Raw genomic sequence first — 16,712 nt, 5'->3', positions numbered from 1 at the left:
GTGTGTGGCGCCCTGGATACACCGCGAGGGTTCGACCCCCTCAGTCAGCGAGCCCGCGCACGCCGTCGCAGTGAGGTCGTCACCATGTCCCATGCCCCGTCACCCGCAGGACCGTCCCACGGCACCCGGCCCGCCCAGGCCCTGGAGAAGACCGCCGCACGGCCCCCCGGCCCCGGCCGGGCCGGGCGGGGCGGCGCCGCCCTGGTGACGGGCGCCTCCTCGGGCATCGGCGCCGCGGTGGCCCGCCGGCTGGCCGCCGAGGGCGGCTGGCGGCTGGTCCTCAACGGCCGCGACATCACCCGACTGGAGCAGGTGGCCGCGCAGGCCGGCGCCCTCGCGCTCCCCGCCGACCTGGCCCGGCCCGGCGCCGACCGCCTGCTCACCGACCTCGCCCTGGACCACCTCGGCCGGCTCGACCTGCTGGTGGCGGGCGCCGGCGTCGGCTGGGCCGGGGACTTCACCGCCATGCCCGCCGCCCGGATCGACGAGATCGTGACCGTCGACCTGCTGGCCACCGTGCGCCTGGTGCGCGCCCTGCTGCCCCACATGGTCGCGGCCGGTTCGGGACGCGTCGTCCTCATCGGGTCCCTCGCCGGCAGCGTCGGCGTGCGCGGCGAGGCCGTCTACTCCGCGGCGAAGGCCGCCCTCGGCACCTTCGCCGACTCCCTGCGCTACGAACTGCGCGGCACCGGAGTGGGCGTCAGCCACGTCGTCCCCGGTGTGGTCGACACGCCCTTCTTCGACCGGCGGGGCCTGCCCTACGCGCGGTCCTGGCCCCGGCCCGTGCCCGCCGAACGGGTGGCGGACGCGGTCTGCGCCGCCGTACGCCACGGCCGCGACGAGGTGTACGTCCCCGCCTGGCTGCGCCTGCCCGCCCGGGTACGCGGCGCCGCGCCCGGACTCTACCGGCGGCTCGCCGGCCGCTTCGGGTGAGCGGGCCATGACCGCGGTCACGGTGCTGCTCGCCCTGCTCGCGGCCCTGTCCAACGCCGCCGCTTCGGTCCTCCAGCGCCGGGCCGCCGTACAGGAGCCGGACCGGGGCGGCGGGGCGGGATCCGCCGTACGCCGGTTCGGAAATCTGCTGCGGCGCCGCTCCTGGCTCGCGGGCGCCGGGCTGCTGGCGCTGTCCAGCCTGCTCCAGGCCGGGGCACTGGCCACGGGCAGCCTGTCCCTGGTGCAGCCGCTGCTCGCCGCCGAGCTGCTGTTCACCCTGGCCGTCGGCAGCGTCGTCTTCCGGCGCCGCCCCGAGGCCCGGACCTGGCTGGCGTTCCTGGCCCTCGCCGGCGGGCTGTCGCTGTTCCTGCTGGCGGCCGCGCCGACCGCCGGGCGGCCCACCGCGCCGCCGGCGGCCTGGCTGCTGGGCGGCGGCGGCGCGCTCGGCGCCGTCGTCCTGCTCGTGCTCGCCGCCCGCCCGGTCCGCGGCGCCGCCCGGGCCGCGCTGCTCGGCCTGGCCTCGGCGGTGTCCTTCGCCACCACGGCGGCGCTGCTGAAGGAGGCCGTGGGACGTCTCGCGCAGGGACCCGCGGCGATGTTCGGGCACTGGTCGCTGTACGCCACGGGGGCCGCCGGCCTCGTCGCCTTCCTGCTGTTGCAGGGCGCGCTCGCCGCCGGTTCGCTGACCGCCTCGCAGCCCACCCTCACCCTCGGCGACGCGCTCGCCAGCGTCGTCCTCGGCTGGGTGCTGTTCGCCGAGACGATCCACCTGGGCCTGAACCTGCTGCCGGAGGCGGTCGGCGTCGCCCTGATCGGCGCGGGCAGCATCGGCCTCGCCCACGCCCCGTCCGTGGGCGGGCAGTGGGACGCCGGCGACCCGGCGGCGGCCGGCCCGGCCACCACGGTTCCGCGCGCACCGAGGAGGTAGGTCACCGATGCCCGTCCTGTCCGGCCGCTCCTGGCGGACGGCCGCCGCCGTGCTGCCGGCCGCCGCGGCGGTCCACATCGTCCCGGCGGCCACCTGGCTGCCGGGCGTACGGCCGCTGCTCTTCCCCGGGTTCGCCGGCACCGGCCATCCCCGGCACATCGCGCTCACCTTCGACGACGGACCCGACCCGGAGTCCACCCCGCGCTTCCTGGACGCGCTGGACGCGCTCGGGGTGCGCGCCACCTTCTTCGTGCTCGGCGAGCACGCCGTACGCCATCCCGGCGTGGTCCGCGAGACCGTGCGGCGCGGGCACGAGCTGGGCGTGCACGGCTGGCGGCACACCCGGCCCTGGCGGCCCGCGCCCGCCCGCGACGCCGAGGAGGTCGCACGCGCCGTCCGCGTGGTGCACGACCTCACCGGGCGGCGCCCGCGCTGGTACCGCCCGCCCTACGGCATCCTCACCGCCGGCCGCTGGCGGGCCGCCCGGCGGGCCGGGCTGCGGACCGTGCTGTGGTCGGCGTGGGGCCGGGACTGGACGGCCGCCGCCACGCCGGCGTCGGTACGGGCGCGGATCGCCGCCGACCTGCGCGGCGGCGGCACCGTCCTGCTGCACGACTCCGACCGCTGTGGGGCGCCCGGCTGCTGGCGGGCCGCGCTCGGCGCGCTGCCGGCCCTCGTCCGGGACTGCCGCGAGGCCGGCCTGACGGTGGGCCCGCTCGGCGCACACCACGTGGACCCGGCACCGCCCGCCGCACCCGTCCCCGGCGAACGGCCGCCCGGCTGAGGGCACCGGCCTTCCGGCGCACGTCCTGAGGGTGGTACGCCGGGTCAGGGGCGGGCCAGGTGGTCCATCGGGTCCGCCCGGAACAGCGCGTGTCCCCGGGTCACCCGGGCCGCGCGTTCCCGGCCGCCCTCCGCGAGCGCGTCCAGGGCGGTGAGCAGCGCGGGACCGTCCGGGGCGAGCGCGGACAGACCGAGGCCGGCCATCCGGCGCACGCCGTCCGCGCCGTGGCCGGGCAGCGGGCGGTGACCGATCACCGGCAGGCCCGCGGCGAGCGCCTGGACGGCCGTCTGCCCGGCCGCGTTGTCCACCAGGGCGTACGCCGCGGCCAGCAGGCCGGGCATGTCGTCGACCCAGCCCAGGGCCAGCGCGGCCGGCTCCCGGGACACCCGGGCGCGCAGCCGCTCGTTGCGGCCGCACAGCACCACCGGCAGCCAGCCGGCCGCCGCCAGCAGCCGGGCGGTGGCGGCCGGCCGCGCCGCCGCGCCCCAGGCACCGGCGGACAGCAGCACCGCGGGCCGGCCGGGCGCCCGCGCGGCGAACCGCTCCCGCCACCGCGCCGCTGTCGGGGCCGGCCCGCGGAAGGCGGGCGGAACCACCGGCCCGGTCGTGACCGCGGGCACGGCGAGCGCCGCGCGCACCCGCCGCGCCGCCGGCTCCGTCAGGCACAGGTACCGGTCGTTGCCCGGGTGCAGCCACTGCCGGTGCACCGCGAAGTCCAGCAGGAACACCGCGCTCGGCACCCGCAGTCCGCCGTGCGCCCGCAGATGCCCGGTCAGCTGGGCGGCCAGGTGGAAGACGGACACCACCACGTCGGCGTCCAGCCGGTCCACCAGCTCCGTCAGCCGGTCCCCGGCCAGCCGGGCCAGCGGCACCCCGCTGGGCCGCGGACCGCGCCCCTCGCGCAGGAACGCGCCGTAGACCCCGGCGTACAGCCACGGCAGGTGCCGCACCGACGCCTGGTAGCCGCGGCGCAGGCCCGTGCCCAGGCCGTACGGCAGCAGCCGGAGCACGTCGGCCACCTCGGCCTCCTGTCCCCGGGCCACGGCCCGCCGCGCGAGTTCGGCGGCCACGGTGTCGTGCCCGGCCCCCATGCTCGCGCTCACGATCAGGATCCGCCGCGGGCCGTCCGGCGTCCGAGGGTCGCTGCTGCGCACGCATGGACGTTTCTCCGCCGGCGCGCCGCCCAAACGGCGCCTCGGCCGGCCGGGTCACCCGGCCGGCCGCCCGTGCGCGGCACGCGGCGCCCCGGTGCCCGCCCTGCGGCTGCGAGCCGCCCGCCGCGTGCCACGCTGGAGGAACCGGTACGACGAAGGGTGTGGGGCTGGCGAGCACGGGAGGAGCCGTGAGGCGGTTGCGGCACGGCCTGCACCGCGCGTGGCAGTGGCTGCGGATCCGGGCCCTGTTCGAGCACGGGCGGGAGCTGGAGCTGATGCACCGGGCCATGGGCTTCGCCACGCTGGCCCTGGTGACGCTGGCACCGCTGCTCATCGTGGTCGCCGCCGCCGACCCCCTGGTGCGCGGCGGCTTCGCCTCCTGGCTCACCGACGGCATGGGGCTGTCCGGCCGGTCCGCGCACGTGGTCACCGACGTGATCAGCGCGCCCCGCAAGGTCATCGGCACCACCAGCGTCTGGAGCGCCGTCCTGCTCGCCGTGTTCGGGGTGGCCTTCGGCGGCAGCGTGCAGAACGCCTACGAACGGATCTGGGGCCTGGCGGCCGGCCCCTGGCACCGGGTGTGGCGGCAGGCCACCTGGCTGGTGGTGCTGACCGCGTACCTGTACCAGGAGGTGGCGACGAAGACGACCCTGCACGGCGCTCACCGCATCACCCTGTCGGCGGTGAGCGGGGTGCTGTTCTTCTGGTGGGGGCAGCGCTTCCTGCTCGGCGGGCAGGTCCGCTGGCGCGCGCTGCTGCCGGGCGCGGTGGCCACGGTCATCGGCCTGGTCGGGCTGCGGGCCTTCTCCTACCTCGTCTTCACCCCGCTCATCGTCACCAACGCGCTGAGCTACGGCGCCGTCGGCACCGTCCTGGTCGTCGAGTCCTGGCTGATCGGCGTCGGGTTCGTCATCTACGGCGGCGCCCTGTTCGGCCGCTGGTTCACCGAGCACCACTGGATGCCCTCGCATCACCCGCAGGAGTGGACGGACGGCACCGACGAGACGTCCTAGGCGAGCTGCCGGCGTACCAGTTCGTGCAGCCGGCCCGTCGTGTCCGCGAGGAGTTCGGCCGGGGGGCCCTGCTGGACGACCTTGCCGTCCTCCATCACGATCACCCGGTCGGCGTCCAGGACGGTCGACAGCCGGTGGGCGATCACCACGCGCGTGGCGTTCAGCTTGCGGGTGCTGTCGATGACGACCCGCTGGGTGTCGTTGTCCAGGGCGCTGGTCGCCTCGTCGAAGAAGAGGATCCGAGGCCGCCGGATCAGCGCCTGGGCGATCATCAGCCGCTGCCGCTGACCGCCGGAGACCGCCCCGTTGCCCGCGACGATCGTGTGCAGCCCCATCGGCATCCGCTGGATGTCCTCCGCGAGCCCCGCCAGCTCGGCCGCCGCCATCACCTCCTCGGCGGTGTACGGCTCGGCGCCGCAGATGACATCCATGATCGAGCCGCTGAACGGCTGCGCGTGCTGGAGGACCACCCCGCACTGGCGGCGCACCGCGGACTGGTCGAGTGCCGCCAGGTCCTGCCCGTCGTACAGGACGCTGCCGGACACCGGCCGGTCGAAGCCGATGAGCAGCCGCAGCAGCGTGGACTTGCCGCAGCCGCTCGGGCCGACGACCGCCACGAACTCGCCCGGGCGTACGGCGAAGGACACGTCGTCCAGGACGAGCGGGCCGTCGTCGGCGTACCGGAACGACAGCCGGCGGGCCTCCAGGGCGCCCGACAGCGGGCCGGGCCGGGTGCTCGCGGCGCGGACCTCGGGCGTGGCCCGCAGCACCGGCCTGATCTCCTCGAACAGCGGCAGCGCCGCCACCGCCGACACGAACGCGCCGGTGAGCTGGGTGACCGAGGTCAGCAGCATGGTCACCGAGGTGTTGAAGGCGAGGAAGTCCGCCGCCGACATCGAGCCCTCGGCCGGCCCCGCCAGCAGCATGAACATCACCAGGGTGCACACGGGCAGGTAGACCGCGCCCAGCACCGTGGTCAGGTTCTTGATGCGGCCGGCCTTCTGCTGGAGTTCCCGGCTGCGCGCGAACTGCCGAGCCCAGGCCGCGTAGGCGTAGTTCTCGGCCGCCGCCACCCGCAGCTTGGGCAGCCCGCGCAGCGTCTGGAACGCCTGGTTGTTGAGCTTGTTGCCGAGCACCACCAGCCGCCGCTGCCAGCGCACCTGCCACAGCCCGAGCCCGCCGAACAGCGCCGCGACGACGAGGAGCATCCCGAGCGCCGCGCACGCCAGCGGCACGCTGTAGTACAGCAGCAGCCCCAGGTTCATCGCGCCGACGGTCACCGACTGCGCGACCACCGGGCCGACGCCCGCCAGCAGCCGGCGCATCGCGCTGACCCCCATCGCCGCACTGGCCAGCTCCCCGGTCGAACGCCGGGTGAAGAACCGGGTGGGCAGCCTCAGCAGCCGGTCCCAGACGGCCGGTTGCAGCGCCGCCTCGATCCGGCCCTCGAGCCGCAGGATCGACAGGTTCTCCAGCAGCGTGAACGCCGCCGCGACCACCCCGCCGATCATCACCGCCAGGCACACCCGGGCGATCAGGCCCTCCTGCGCCTTCGGCACGTACTCGCCGAGCACCTTGCCGGTGGCGATCGGCACCAGCGCGCCGATCGCCACCGTCACCAGGCCCGCGAGCAGCAGGTTCAGCAGATCGGCGCGGCTGCCGCGCAGACTGAACCGCAGCAGCCCGAGCGGGGTGAGCGGCCGGTCGGGCAGCGGCCGGTAGAACATCACCGCGCGCGGCTCGAACTCCGCCGCGTTCGCCTTGTCCACCGGGGTCCGGCGGCCGGTGCCAGGGTGGACGGCGACATAGCCGCCGCGCCGCCACAGCAGCGCCACCGGCGCCCCGGACAGCGCCCGGTGGCCGACCAGCGGGCCCGTGTTCTCCCGCCACCAGCGCCCGTCCAGGCGGACGGCCCGGGTGCGCACCCGGGAGGCCAGCGCGATCCGCTCGACCGGGTCCAGCCGCTCGCTCTCACTGCCGCCGCGCGCGGGCTCGGCGAGCGTGATCCCGGCCGCCTCGGCGACGATGCGGCAGGCCGCGTACGTGGCGTCCGCGTCGGCGGCCGTCAGCCGGCGGGCCGAGCGCTTGCCGATCGCGGCCAGCAGGGTCCGGTCGGCCTGCGCGCGCACCGCCTCCCCGGCCCTGATCCCGGCGGCCGCCCGGGTCTCGTGCGCCTCCTCCAGCTGTTCGATCCACCGGTCCAGCGTGGTCAGCAGCCGGTACTGCTGGTCCACCACGGTCTGCCACAACGCCGGGTCCATCAGCAGGTCGGCGGCGGCCTCCGCGCCGTACAGCGAGCCGTACTGCACGCTGCCCGGCGGGACCTGCATCCAGAACACGTCGTCGTCGGCGGGCGCGGCGCCGCGGTCCTCCGCCTGCGGCGCCTGGAACAGCACGGACAGGCCCCGGCCCAGGCCGAGCGCGACCGCGTACTCCAGCGGGCTGGAGGCGGGCGGCACGTACTGCGGGTTGCCGTACTCGTCGTACGACCACGTCTGGGTGCCGGCCGGCTGGTACAGCTCGCGCAGGGCGACGCGGTGCACCACGCAGTCCCGGACCGGCCGGGCCACCAGGGTGTGCTGGGGCCCGGCGACCGGGCCGAGCAGCAGCGTGCCCGCCTCCAGCCGGCCCAGGTGGTGCCAGTGGCCCTGCTGGGCGGCGTCCACCGCGAACAGGTCCAGCGCGCCGGCCGCCACCAGCCACAGCACCTGCGGCCCTTCGAGGTCCAGCCGGCCGAGCCCGGCGCAGTCCAGCCGCGTCCCCAGCGATCCCAGGGCGCCCAGTACCAGGTCGCCCTCACCGACGGTCGTCATCTCACCGCTCCCTGACCAGCGCCGCGTACGCGCCGCCGCGTGCCACCAGCTCCTCGTGCCGCCCGCGCTCCACGACCGTGCCGTGCTGGAGGACGACGATCTCGTCGCTGTCGCGAACCGTGCTCAGCCGGTGCGCGATCACCACACAGGCGCAGCCGCGCCGGCGCAGGTTGTCCATCACCACCTGCTCGGTCTCCGCGTCCAGCGCGCTGGTCACCTCGTCCAGCACCAGGATGCTCGGCCGGCGCACCAGCGCCCGCGCGATCTCCAGCCGCTGGCGCTGGCCGCCGGAGAAGTTCCGGCCGTCCTGCTCGACCTCGCTGTGCACGCCGCCGGGCCGGCGCATCACCACGTCGTACAGCGCCGCGTCCTTCAGCGCCTCCACCACGGCCTCGTCCGGGATCGAGGGGTCCCACAGCGCCACGTTGTCGCGTACCGAGCCCTCGAACAGGAAGACGTCCTGGTCGACGAAGGAGACCGAGGCGGCGAGCGCCCCGCGCGGGATGTCCTCCAGCCGGCGGCCGTCGATGCGGATCACCCCGTCCCACGGCGTGTACAGACCGGAGATGAGCCGGGAGACCGTCGACTTGCCGCTGCCGGAACCGCCGACCAGCGCCACCTGCTGCCCGGGGCCGACGGTCAGGTCGAAGCCGCTCAGCAGCGGCCGGTCCAGCGGGCTGTAGCCGAACGTGACGTTCTCCAGCTCCACGTGCCCGCGCAGCCTGCGCACGGAGCCGGCGCCGCCGGGGCGGTCGTAGAGCGGGTCGGTCTGGAAGTTCTCCACGTCCTTCAGCCGGGCCACGTCGGCCGCGAAGTCCTGGATGCGGCCCGCCACGCCGTTGAGCCGGGTCAGCGGCGCGGTGAACCGGGTGACCAGCGCCTGGAACGCGACCAGCAGACCGACCGAGATCTGCCCCTCCACCGCGCGCAGCCCGCCGATCCACAGGATGAGCGCGCTGTTGAAGGTGGCGAGCGCCGGCGCGACCACGCCCAGCCAGGCGCTGGGCACGCCGAGCCGCTGCTGCTCCTCCAGGGTGGCGGCGTGCTGCCCGGCCCACTTGCGGAAGTAACCGTCCTCGCCGCCGGTCGCCTTCAGCGTCTCGATGAGCTGCAGGCCGGTGTAAGAGGTGTTGGTGAGCCGGGCGGTGTCGGCCCGCAGCTTCGCCGTGCGGGTGGCGCGCAGCCGTACGACGAGCCGCATGGCCACCACGTTCAGCAGGGCCACGGCGATGCCGAGGAAGGTCAGCTGCGGGTCGTAGGTGTAGAGCAGCACCGCGTACAGCACGACCACGACGGCGTCCACGCCGGCCGCCGCGAGATCGCGGGCCAGGGTCTCGGCGACCTGGTCGTTGGACTGCAGCCGCTGGACCAGGTCGGCGGGGGAGCGCTGGGCGAAGAACGTCACCGGCAGCCGCAGCAGATGGCGCAGGAATCGGGCGCTGGACAGGGTGGAGGAGATGATCCGGCCGTGCAGCAGGTTGGCCTGCTGCAGCCAGGTCAGCACCAGCGTGAGCAGCACGCAGCCGGCCATCGAGGTGAACAGCACGCCGAGCAGCGAGGTCTGTCCGCCGATGAGGAACATGTCGATGTAGGTGCGGCTGAGCGCGGGCACGGCCGCGCCGACCGCGACCAGCAGCAGACTGGCCAGCACCGCCGCCGGCAGGGCGCCCGCGGTGCCGCGCAGCCGGGCCGGCAGCGCGCCCAGCACGCCGGGCCTGCGCCCGCCCCGGGTGAAGTCCGCGCCGGGCTCCAGCACCAGCACGACCCCGGTGAAGCTGCCGTCGAACTCCTCCATCGGCACGAAACGGCGGCCCTTGGCCGGGTCGTTGACGTACACCCCGCGCCGGCCGAAGCGGCGGCCCATGCCGTCGTAGACGACGTAGTGGTTGAACTCCCAGAACAGGATGGCCGGGGCCCGCACCTCGGCGAGCGCGGCCAGGTCCATCTGCATGCCCTTGGCCGTCAGGCCGTAACCGCGGGCCGCCTTCAGCAGGTTGGAGGCGCGGGAGCCGTCCCGGGAGACACCGCAGGCGATGCGCAGCTCCTCCAGCGGGACGTGCCGGCCGTAGTGGCCGAGGACCATCGCGAGGGAGGCGGCGCCGCACTCGACGGCCTCCATCTGGAGCACGGTGGGCGTGCGGACCGTGCCGGCGCGGGAGGCGGGGGCCGGCCGGCCGGTGGGGGCCGCGCGTCTGCGGCCCCGGGCGGGCCGGGGGCCACCGGTCTGTACGGTCACGGGAGCAGCCAATCGACGGGACGCTGGTCGGCGAGCCGGACGGAGCCGGTGGCGAGGGTCATGGAGCCGAGCCGGAAGGGCGGGCCGCCGGCGGTCGACCACTGGTAACCGCTCTTCGTGGACGGCGACGTGCGCAGTTCCACCAGGACGGCCACCGGGCGGCCGTCGCGGGTGAACTGCCGGCCGAGCTGACTGTCGCCGAGGAACGCGGCGATCGACTGCGCGGACTGCGCGACGCGGTCCACCGACTTCACCTCGCCGCGCAGGACGCCGTAGCGCTCCGCCGGCACGGAGGAGACGGTCAGGTCGACCGGGGCGTGCGCCGGGATGGCGGCGGCCTCCTCGGCGGGCACGTACACGGTCGCGTACAGCGGGTCGGAGGCGTGCGCGGTCTTCTCGACCGCGGCCACGTCGGTGCCGGTCCGGATGATCTGGCCGATGGTCGCGGCGAGCGTGGTCACCTGGCCCGCGGCGACGGTCCGCACGACCGTCTCGCCGTCGCCCGTACGGACCTTGAGGACCGGGGCGCCGGCGGGCAGCCGTTCGCCCTGCCGGGCGAGGACGGCCGTCACCTGTCCGGCCACCGGGCTCTGGAGCAGGTAACTGCCCTGTCCGTGGGTGAGGATGGCGGGTGCGCTCACCGTGGAGGCGACCGAGCCGGTCACCGCCCACACGGAGGCGGCGGCCATGACGACGACGGCGACGCCGAGGGCGAGCCGGCCCTGCGGGCGGGCGAGCCGCACCGGGAGGTCCAGCTCCTCCGGCGACTGCTGCCTGGCGAGGGCCTGTTGGCGGAACTGCACGGAACTTCCCTCACCTGGGGGAGAGACGCAGGAGGGTTCAACACGTCCGAGAGTCCCGGAGCCGAGGGACGGCTCCGGGACTTCGGTGACACCGGGGTGCGGTCAGAGACCGGCGACCAGGCCGGTGACCGGGGCGGTGTTCAGGCCGGTGACACCCTCGACGGTGCCGACGACCGTGTTGACCAGACCGGTCACGCCCGGGGCGATCTCGTTCACGGTGCCGAGGGTGCTGTTGAGGGTGTTCACGGACAGACCGCCGGAGACGTTGTCCAGCTCGGCGTCCGAGATCTCGACGGTCTCGACCTGGGGGGTGGAGTTCATGATGGAACTTCCCTTCGTATGGGTATTTCACAAGGGGGGAGCGGCCCCCTCTGGGGGACAGACGGACGGCCGCGACCGCGGGCACCGGGCCACCCTCTCCGGGCGGCCCGCCGACCCCTGCGGTGCGATGGATCAAAGCACGCACGCGGCGCGCGCTTCCACTCAACCAGTGCTCTCACCTGCGCACTTGGCTCGTGACGGGCGTGAACCGTGCAGGGCTGCGCACGGCTTGTCGGCGACTCCTTCACACGCCGCACGGCATCGCCGCACCCGGCGCCCGGTCCGCCGGAACGCGAAACCGGCACTCCTCGCCAATGGCGCCACACGGGACGCGCGGATGTGCAGATAGCCGGGCGCCCGTGCGGTGCCTGGGTAATCGATGTGCAGATTCCCTGAAGGGGGTATTCCGCTTCACGTCTGGAACCGAGCGTTATCGATCAGTCGCTGAACGTGTCTGACCGGTGTGGTCGAGCGGACCGTCTCGGCCGGGATGTCCGCGCCGGTCCGGGGTCCGTGAGGTGTGGCTGTTTCCTCGCGTCCGCGCTGCGTGGCCGATTCGCAGCGTCCGCGCTCCGGGCCGAGTCCCGCGTTCGCGCTGCGTGGCCGATTCGTCGTGTCCGCACCGCCGTTCGGAAGCGGAACTGAACGCACCGCGCGGCCGGCGCGTACCTAAGGCCATCCAGGCGCCGCACACCCACCCCGCTCCACGCACTGTCCGCGAGCGGCAGCCCCCGTTCCCAGGAGGTCGAGAAGGTTGAGTCACCAGCGCAGGCCGAAGCGCAAGGCCGCGATAGCGGCGGGCGGTGTCGCGGCGCTCGGCGCCGCGGCCCTCCTGCTGCCCCACGCCCACGCGTCCCAGGACCCCCGGGGCACGGACCAGGCGTCGGCCGTCACCGGCACCGCGAAGACCCTGAAGGCCGCGGACGCCTCGGGTCTCGCCACCCGGGTGCGGCAGATCCTCGGCGACGCCTTCGCCGGGTCGTACTACGACGATGGCAGGCGGCAACTCGTCGTCAACGTCGTCGCCGGCAGCGATGGCGATGTCGTCCGGGCGCAGCAGGCGGGCGCGGTCGTCCGCCGGGTGGACCACGGCACCGCCGAACTGCGGGCCGCCGCCCGGACCCTGAAGGCCGAGGCGACCATCCCCGGCACCTCCTGGGCCGTCGACCCGCGCACCGACAAGGTCGTCGTCACCGCCGACAGCACCGTCACCGGCGCGCGGTGGGACCGGCTGCGGACCACCGTGCGCGGCCTCGGCCCCGGCATGGCCACCCTGAAGAAGTCCTCCGGCACGTTCAAGACGTACCTCTCCGGCGGCGACGCCATCTTCTCCCAGGTGCAAGGCGGCGGCGTCCGCTGCTCCCTCGGCTTCAACGTCACCGCCGCCGACGGCAGCCCCGCCTTCCTGACGGCCGGTCACTGCGGGGTCGCCGCCGAGAAGTGGTCCGACTCCCAGACCGGGCGGCCCCTCGCCACCGTCGACCAGGCCACCTTCCCCGGCCAGGGCGACTTCTCCCTCGTCAAGTACGACGACGCCGGCACCCAGGCGCCCAGCGAGGTCGCCGTGGGCGGCGGGCGGACGGTACGGATCAACCAGGCCGCGGACGCCACCGTCGGCCAGACCGTCTTCCGGATGGGCTCCACCACCGGGCTGCACGACGGCCAGGTCACCGGGCTCGACGCCACCGTCAACTTCCAGAGCGAGACGGACCCGAACGGCGTCGACACCGTCACCGGCCTGATCCAGACCGACGTCTGCGCCGAGCCCGGCGACAGCGGCGGCTCCCTGTTCACCCAGGACGGCAGTGCCCTCGGCCTGACCTCCGGCGGCAGCGGCGACTGCACGAGCGGCGGCGAGACCTTCTTCCAGCCGGTCACCACCGCACTCCAGGCCACGGGCGCGACGCTCGGGGACGGGGGAGGGGGCGGGGGTGGTGGCGGCAACGGCGGTGCGGGTGCGGGCGCGGGTGACGGTGCGGCTGCGGGTGCCGGTGACGAGGCCGGGGCCGGTGGTGACCAGATCGGCGGAGGCGCCGAGCCGTCCGACCCGACCGGCTCCGACCCCTCGGGCTCTGACCCCTCTGGCTCCGACCCCTCCGGTTCCGATCCGTCGGCTGCCCACCCGGGCGGTTCCGACCCGACCGGTGACCAGTCCGGGGCCGGGATGGCGGACGACGGCTCGTCGCCGGTGACCGACACGCGCTGAGCGGTCCGGTCACGGACCGGGCGGTCTGGACGCGGAGCGGCGCCGATCGAATGGACTGGTCGCTGACCGAGCGAGCCGGTGCCGACCGAACGGCCCGGTCGCGGACCGGTCTCGGCCGGGCGATCGGGTCGCGGGGCGGCGTCGGCTGAGCGGTCCGGTCGCGGATCGGTGCCGGCCGGGCGATCGGGTCGCGGGCCTGCGTCGGCCGGGAGATCGGGGCGCGGACCGGTGCCGGCCGAACGGTCCGGTCGTGGACTGGTGTCGGCTGAGCGGTCCGGTCGCGGATCGGTGTCGCCCGGGCGATCGGGTCGCGGATCGGTGCCGGCCGAACGGTCCGGTCGTGGACTGGTGTCGGCTGAGCGGTCCGGTCGCGGATCGGTGTCGCCCGGGCGATCGGGTCGCGGATCGGTGTCGACCGTGCGGTCCGGTCGCAGGCCGGTGTCGACCGAACAGTCCGGTCGCGGACCGGCGTCGGCTGAGCGGTCCGGTCGCGGTCCCGCGTCGGCCGAGCGGTCCGGTCACCGACCGAGCGGACCGGTGCCTGCCGAGCGATTCCGTGCCGGCCGATCGGTCCGGGCGTGGTCGCTGTCCGTGGGAGCCGGACGCGCACCCGTTCGGCCGGTTCCCCTCTCTATACCCCCCGCCGGCCCCCCTCGGTTCCAGTCGGCGGGGTGGGGCCCGGCCCTCCGGCGGGAGGGCCGGGTCTTCGCCACGGCGCTCAGCCGTCGTCGCGTGCCCGCAGCAGCAGCACCGCCACGTCGTCCGCCCGCTCCCGCGCCGCCGCGCTATGCCGCACCACCTCGTCCGCCAGGTCCTCCAGCGGCCGGTCACCGACCTCCGCGAGCAGCCCGCCGAGGTCCGCCAGCGCGTCCTCGATGTCGACGCCGGGGGACTCCACCAGACCGTCGGTGTACAGGACGAGCACCGAACCGGGCGCCAGGGACACCTCCGTCGTCGGGTACACGGCCGCCGCGTCGATCCCGAGGAGCGGCCCCCCGGCCAGGTCCAGCACCCGCACCCGCCCGTCCGGCCGGCGCAGCAGCGGCGGCGGATGGCCCGCCCGCGCCATGACAGCCCGCCCGTGCACCGGGTCCAGCCGCAGATACAGACAACTGGCGAACAGCTCGGCGTCGAGGTCGATCAGCAGCCGGTTGGTGCTGCCGATCACCTCGTGCGGCGCCTGTCCCACCATGGTGTAGGCCCGGACACCGGTGCGGATCTGGCCCATCAGCCCCGCCGCGGTCACGTTGTGGCCCTGCACATCGCCGATCACCGCCGCCGCCTGCGGCCGGGTCGGCACCAGGTCGTAGAAGTCGCCGCCGATCTCCATGCCGTCGGTGGCGGGCAGATAGCGGGCCGCCGCCTCGATGCCGGGCAGCGCGGCCAGCGAGCGCGGCAGCAGCGCCTGCTGGAGGCCGTGCGCCAACCGGTGCTTCGTGTCGTAGAGCCGGGCCCGGTCCAGCGCCTGCGCGATCAGCCCGCCGAGCGAGGTCAGCACCGCACGCTCGGCGGCGGGGAACGGGTGCGGCTCGGCGTACGCCAGCACACAGGTGCCGACCGGCCGGCCGGACGCGATCAGCGGCAGATACGCCCAGGCCGCGAAGCCGTCCGGTGTCTCGTGCCGGTTCGGGTACACCCGCTCCAGGTGGTCCTGGGAGTCGAAGAACGCCGGCACTCCGGTGCTGAGCGCCTGGGTGCCCGGGGTCCGCTCGGCCAGCGGCAGCCCGTCGAACCGCTCCACGATGTGCGGGTCCCGGTAACCGCGGTGCCCGAGCACGTGCAGCCGCCCGCCCTGCGAGCCGAGGATCACCACCGCCTGGCCGCCGACGGCCGGGACCACCTCCTCCCAGACCAACTGCACCACGTCGCGCACGCCCACCGCCTCGGTCAGCGCGCCCGCCAGGTTCAGCACCTGGGAGATCGTCACCAGCCGGGTCGGGGCCGGGTCCGTGCGCGGGGTGCCGCGCGCCATCTCGGCCACCTCGCGGGCCCGGCTGACCCGTACGCTCAGCCCGGTCGTGCTGGGGTACAGCCGGAACGACAGCCAGTCCCCGGGCGGGCGCAGCGCCACGAACGACGTCGCCTGCTGGCTGAGCAGCGCCGCCCGGTAACGGTCCTCGTACATCGGGTCGTTCAGCCAGGGCACCGACGCCCACAAGGGCGTGTCCAGCAGCTCCCGGGCCGGCCGGCCGAGCAGCTCGGCGGCGGCCGCGTTCAGGAAACCGATCCGGCCGTGCAGATCCAGCGACATCAGCCCGTACGGCAGCCGGGACACCAGCCGGGCCGCCTCGACCGAGCCCAGGGTGTCCGCCGTGCCCGAGACCGCTGCCGACAGCACGTCGTCCTCGCGGCCGGGCGGGCGGCCCTCCCGCGCGGACCGCTCCAGCCGCAGGGCCAGCCGTTCGCAGGCCGCCGAGAGATGGTCGCGCTCCGCGCCGGACAGCTCCTTCGGATGCCCGCCGGGCCAGGTCACGAACACCGCGCCGTACACCTGCCGCTCGGTCGCCACGGGGACGGCGGCCAGCGCGAACGGGTACGGCAGCACCACGGCGACCCGCGGATAGCGCCGGGCCATCTCCTCCTCGCCCGCGACCCACACCACACGCCGCTCGCGCACCGCGTCCGCCACCGGGAGCGGCGCGTTCAGTCCCACCCGCTCCCAGGGCGCCGCGAAGGCCCGGGGCATGCCCGCGTGCACCGCCATCTCCAGGACCGGCTCGCCGGCCTTGAGCAGGTACACGGCACCGGAGTGGGCGCGCACCTCCTGCATCATCGAGACCAGCGCGAGCGACAGCACCGGCTGGGCGGCCGGTGTCACGCCGGCCGCCGGCGCCGGTTCCGGCCCCGGTCTGTCGGACACGCCGACCACCTCCTCCCGCGCCCGCGCACCGCGTCCGGCACCAGACTCCCCCGGCGCGCGGGCCGGCGCACGGCGAGCCCGCGCGGGTCTTCCGCCCACCGTCCGCGCGGGTCTTCGCGCACCGTCCGCGCCGGTCCTCCGCACCGTCCGCGCCGGTCCTCGGCACCGTCCGCGCGCGGCGGATGCCTCCGCATACCCCCTTCCGCCGTATCCATGCGCGGGCACCCACGGCGCGTGCGCCGGCACCCGGCGCGGAGCCGGTGGCGCCCGCTCCGGCTCGCCCCGGGCACGCCCGGCGCCGGGGCGCGCGACGGTGCGGGAGGAGCGGGGGTGGTGTTCCGAAGTCACGCGTGCGCTCCGGTCGCGCCAGGATGGCCGAATTCATACACAGGGAAGGCGGTCGGCGGCTTTCGGACGCCCGGCCGGGCGGGGACCGGGACGGCTCCGCGGGGAACGCCTCGGGCGTGTCGTGGCCGCGCCGGTGCGGTCCCCTGCGTGTCGCTTCACTCTTTCGAGTGCAGTTTGCCGACTGTCCGATGGCCGGATCATCACCCCAGTTCAGGGAAGGTCCGCCCGGTCCGCCGCGGCGCTCCGGGCGGCACCGCACGGAAGTGGCCAGGGCGCCACGACGGCCCGCACGCCGCTTCGGCGGCGACTTTTC

At 75.4% G+C, this 16,712-nt stretch carries 11 protein-coding genes; 5 read left to right on the top strand and 6 right to left on the bottom strand.

The window, feature by feature from the left end; translation table 11 throughout:
• The first annotated feature begins 84 nt into the window (after window positions 1-84).
• Genes ACH4OA_RS01100 through ACH4OA_RS01090 form a run of 3 tightly spaced genes read left to right on the top strand, consistent with a single transcriptional unit; the run spans window position 85 to window position 2,645 of the window.
• On the top strand, window positions 85-933 hold the full coding sequence (locus ACH4OA_RS01100; RefSeq protein ID WP_397966985.1) for an SDR family NAD(P)-dependent oxidoreductase: 849 nt from the start codon (window positions 85-87) through the stop codon (window positions 931-933).
• A gap of 7 nt (window positions 934-940) precedes the next feature.
• The gene (locus ACH4OA_RS01095; protein WP_397966982.1) at window positions 941-1,861 is read left to right on the top strand and encodes a DMT family transporter; all 921 of its coding nucleotides are present in this window, start codon (window positions 941-943) and stop codon (window positions 1,859-1,861) included.
• A 7-nt stretch (window positions 1,862-1,868) separates the two neighbouring features.
• The gene (locus tag ACH4OA_RS01090) at window positions 1,869-2,645 is read left to right on the top strand and encodes a polysaccharide deacetylase family protein (RefSeq protein ID WP_397934986.1); all 777 of its coding nucleotides are present in this window, start codon (window positions 1,869-1,871) and stop codon (window positions 2,643-2,645) included.
• Window positions 2,646-2,689: 44 nt separating this feature from the next.
• Here the strand turns inward: ACH4OA_RS01090 and ACH4OA_RS01085 are convergent, their stop codons facing one another.
• Complete coding sequence (locus tag ACH4OA_RS01085; RefSeq protein ID WP_397967365.1) at window positions 2,690-3,736, bottom strand: galactosyldiacylglycerol synthase; 1,047 nt, start codon at window positions 3,734-3,736, stop codon at window positions 2,690-2,692.
• Between the two features lie 260 nt (window positions 3,737-3,996).
• On the opposite strand from ACH4OA_RS01085, the gene ACH4OA_RS01080 reads away from it, so the two are divergent.
• Window positions 3,997-4,812, top strand: a complete 816-nt coding sequence (locus tag ACH4OA_RS01080; RefSeq protein WP_397967363.1) for a ribonuclease BN — start codon at window positions 3,997-3,999, stop codon at window positions 4,810-4,812.
• On the opposite strand, the gene ACH4OA_RS01075 is transcribed toward ACH4OA_RS01080, so the two are convergent.
• From ACH4OA_RS01075 to ACH4OA_RS01060, 4 genes are all read right to left on the bottom strand, one after another.
• Window positions 4,809-7,625, bottom strand: coding sequence for an NHLP bacteriocin export ABC transporter permease/ATPase subunit (locus ACH4OA_RS01075; protein WP_397966980.1), 2,817 nt, complete (start codon window positions 7,623-7,625; stop codon window positions 4,809-4,811). The two genes, ACH4OA_RS01080 and ACH4OA_RS01075, sit on opposite strands and share 4 nt — an antisense overlap.
• Before the next feature lies 1 nt (window position 7,626).
• Window positions 7,627-9,861: an NHLP family bacteriocin export ABC transporter peptidase/permease/ATPase subunit gene (locus ACH4OA_RS01070; RefSeq protein ID WP_397966978.1), complete on the bottom strand. Its 2,235-nt coding sequence runs from the start codon at window positions 9,859-9,861 to the stop codon at window positions 7,627-7,629.
• Window positions 9,858-10,664, bottom strand: a complete 807-nt coding sequence (locus ACH4OA_RS01065; protein ID WP_397945487.1) for an HlyD family efflux transporter periplasmic adaptor subunit — start codon at window positions 10,662-10,664, stop codon at window positions 9,858-9,860. The genes ACH4OA_RS01070 and ACH4OA_RS01065 overlap by 4 nt, the downstream gene beginning before the upstream one ends.
• Window positions 10,665-10,766: 102 nt before the next feature.
• Window positions 10,767-10,985 carry a type A2 lantipeptide gene (locus tag ACH4OA_RS01060; protein WP_365872658.1) on the bottom strand — a complete coding sequence of 73 codons (219 nt, stop codon included), beginning with the start codon at window positions 10,983-10,985 and terminating at the stop codon, window positions 10,767-10,769.
• A 754-nt stretch (window positions 10,986-11,739) separates the two neighbouring features.
• On the opposite strand from ACH4OA_RS01060, the gene ACH4OA_RS01055 reads away from it, so the two are divergent.
• Complete coding sequence (locus tag ACH4OA_RS01055; RefSeq protein ID WP_397966976.1) at window positions 11,740-13,191, top strand: S1 family peptidase; 1,452 nt, start codon at window positions 11,740-11,742, stop codon at window positions 13,189-13,191.
• A 718-nt stretch (window positions 13,192-13,909) separates the two neighbouring features.
• Here the strand turns inward: ACH4OA_RS01055 and ACH4OA_RS01050 are convergent.
• Window positions 13,910-16,060 carry a SpoIIE family protein phosphatase gene (locus ACH4OA_RS01050; RefSeq protein ID WP_397945485.1) on the bottom strand — a complete coding sequence of 717 codons (2,151 nt, stop codon included), beginning with the start codon at window positions 16,058-16,060 and terminating at the stop codon, window positions 13,910-13,912.
• Window positions 16,061-16,712: the final 652 nt, after the last annotated feature.

This window comes from Streptomyces sp. NPDC017095, assembly GCF_044332325.1.
Taxonomy (GTDB): Bacteria; Actinomycetota; Actinomycetes; order Streptomycetales; family Streptomycetaceae; genus Streptomyces.
The sequence above is the reverse complement of the archived record's forward strand: the minus strand, read 5'-3'. Positions and strand labels throughout refer to the sequence as shown.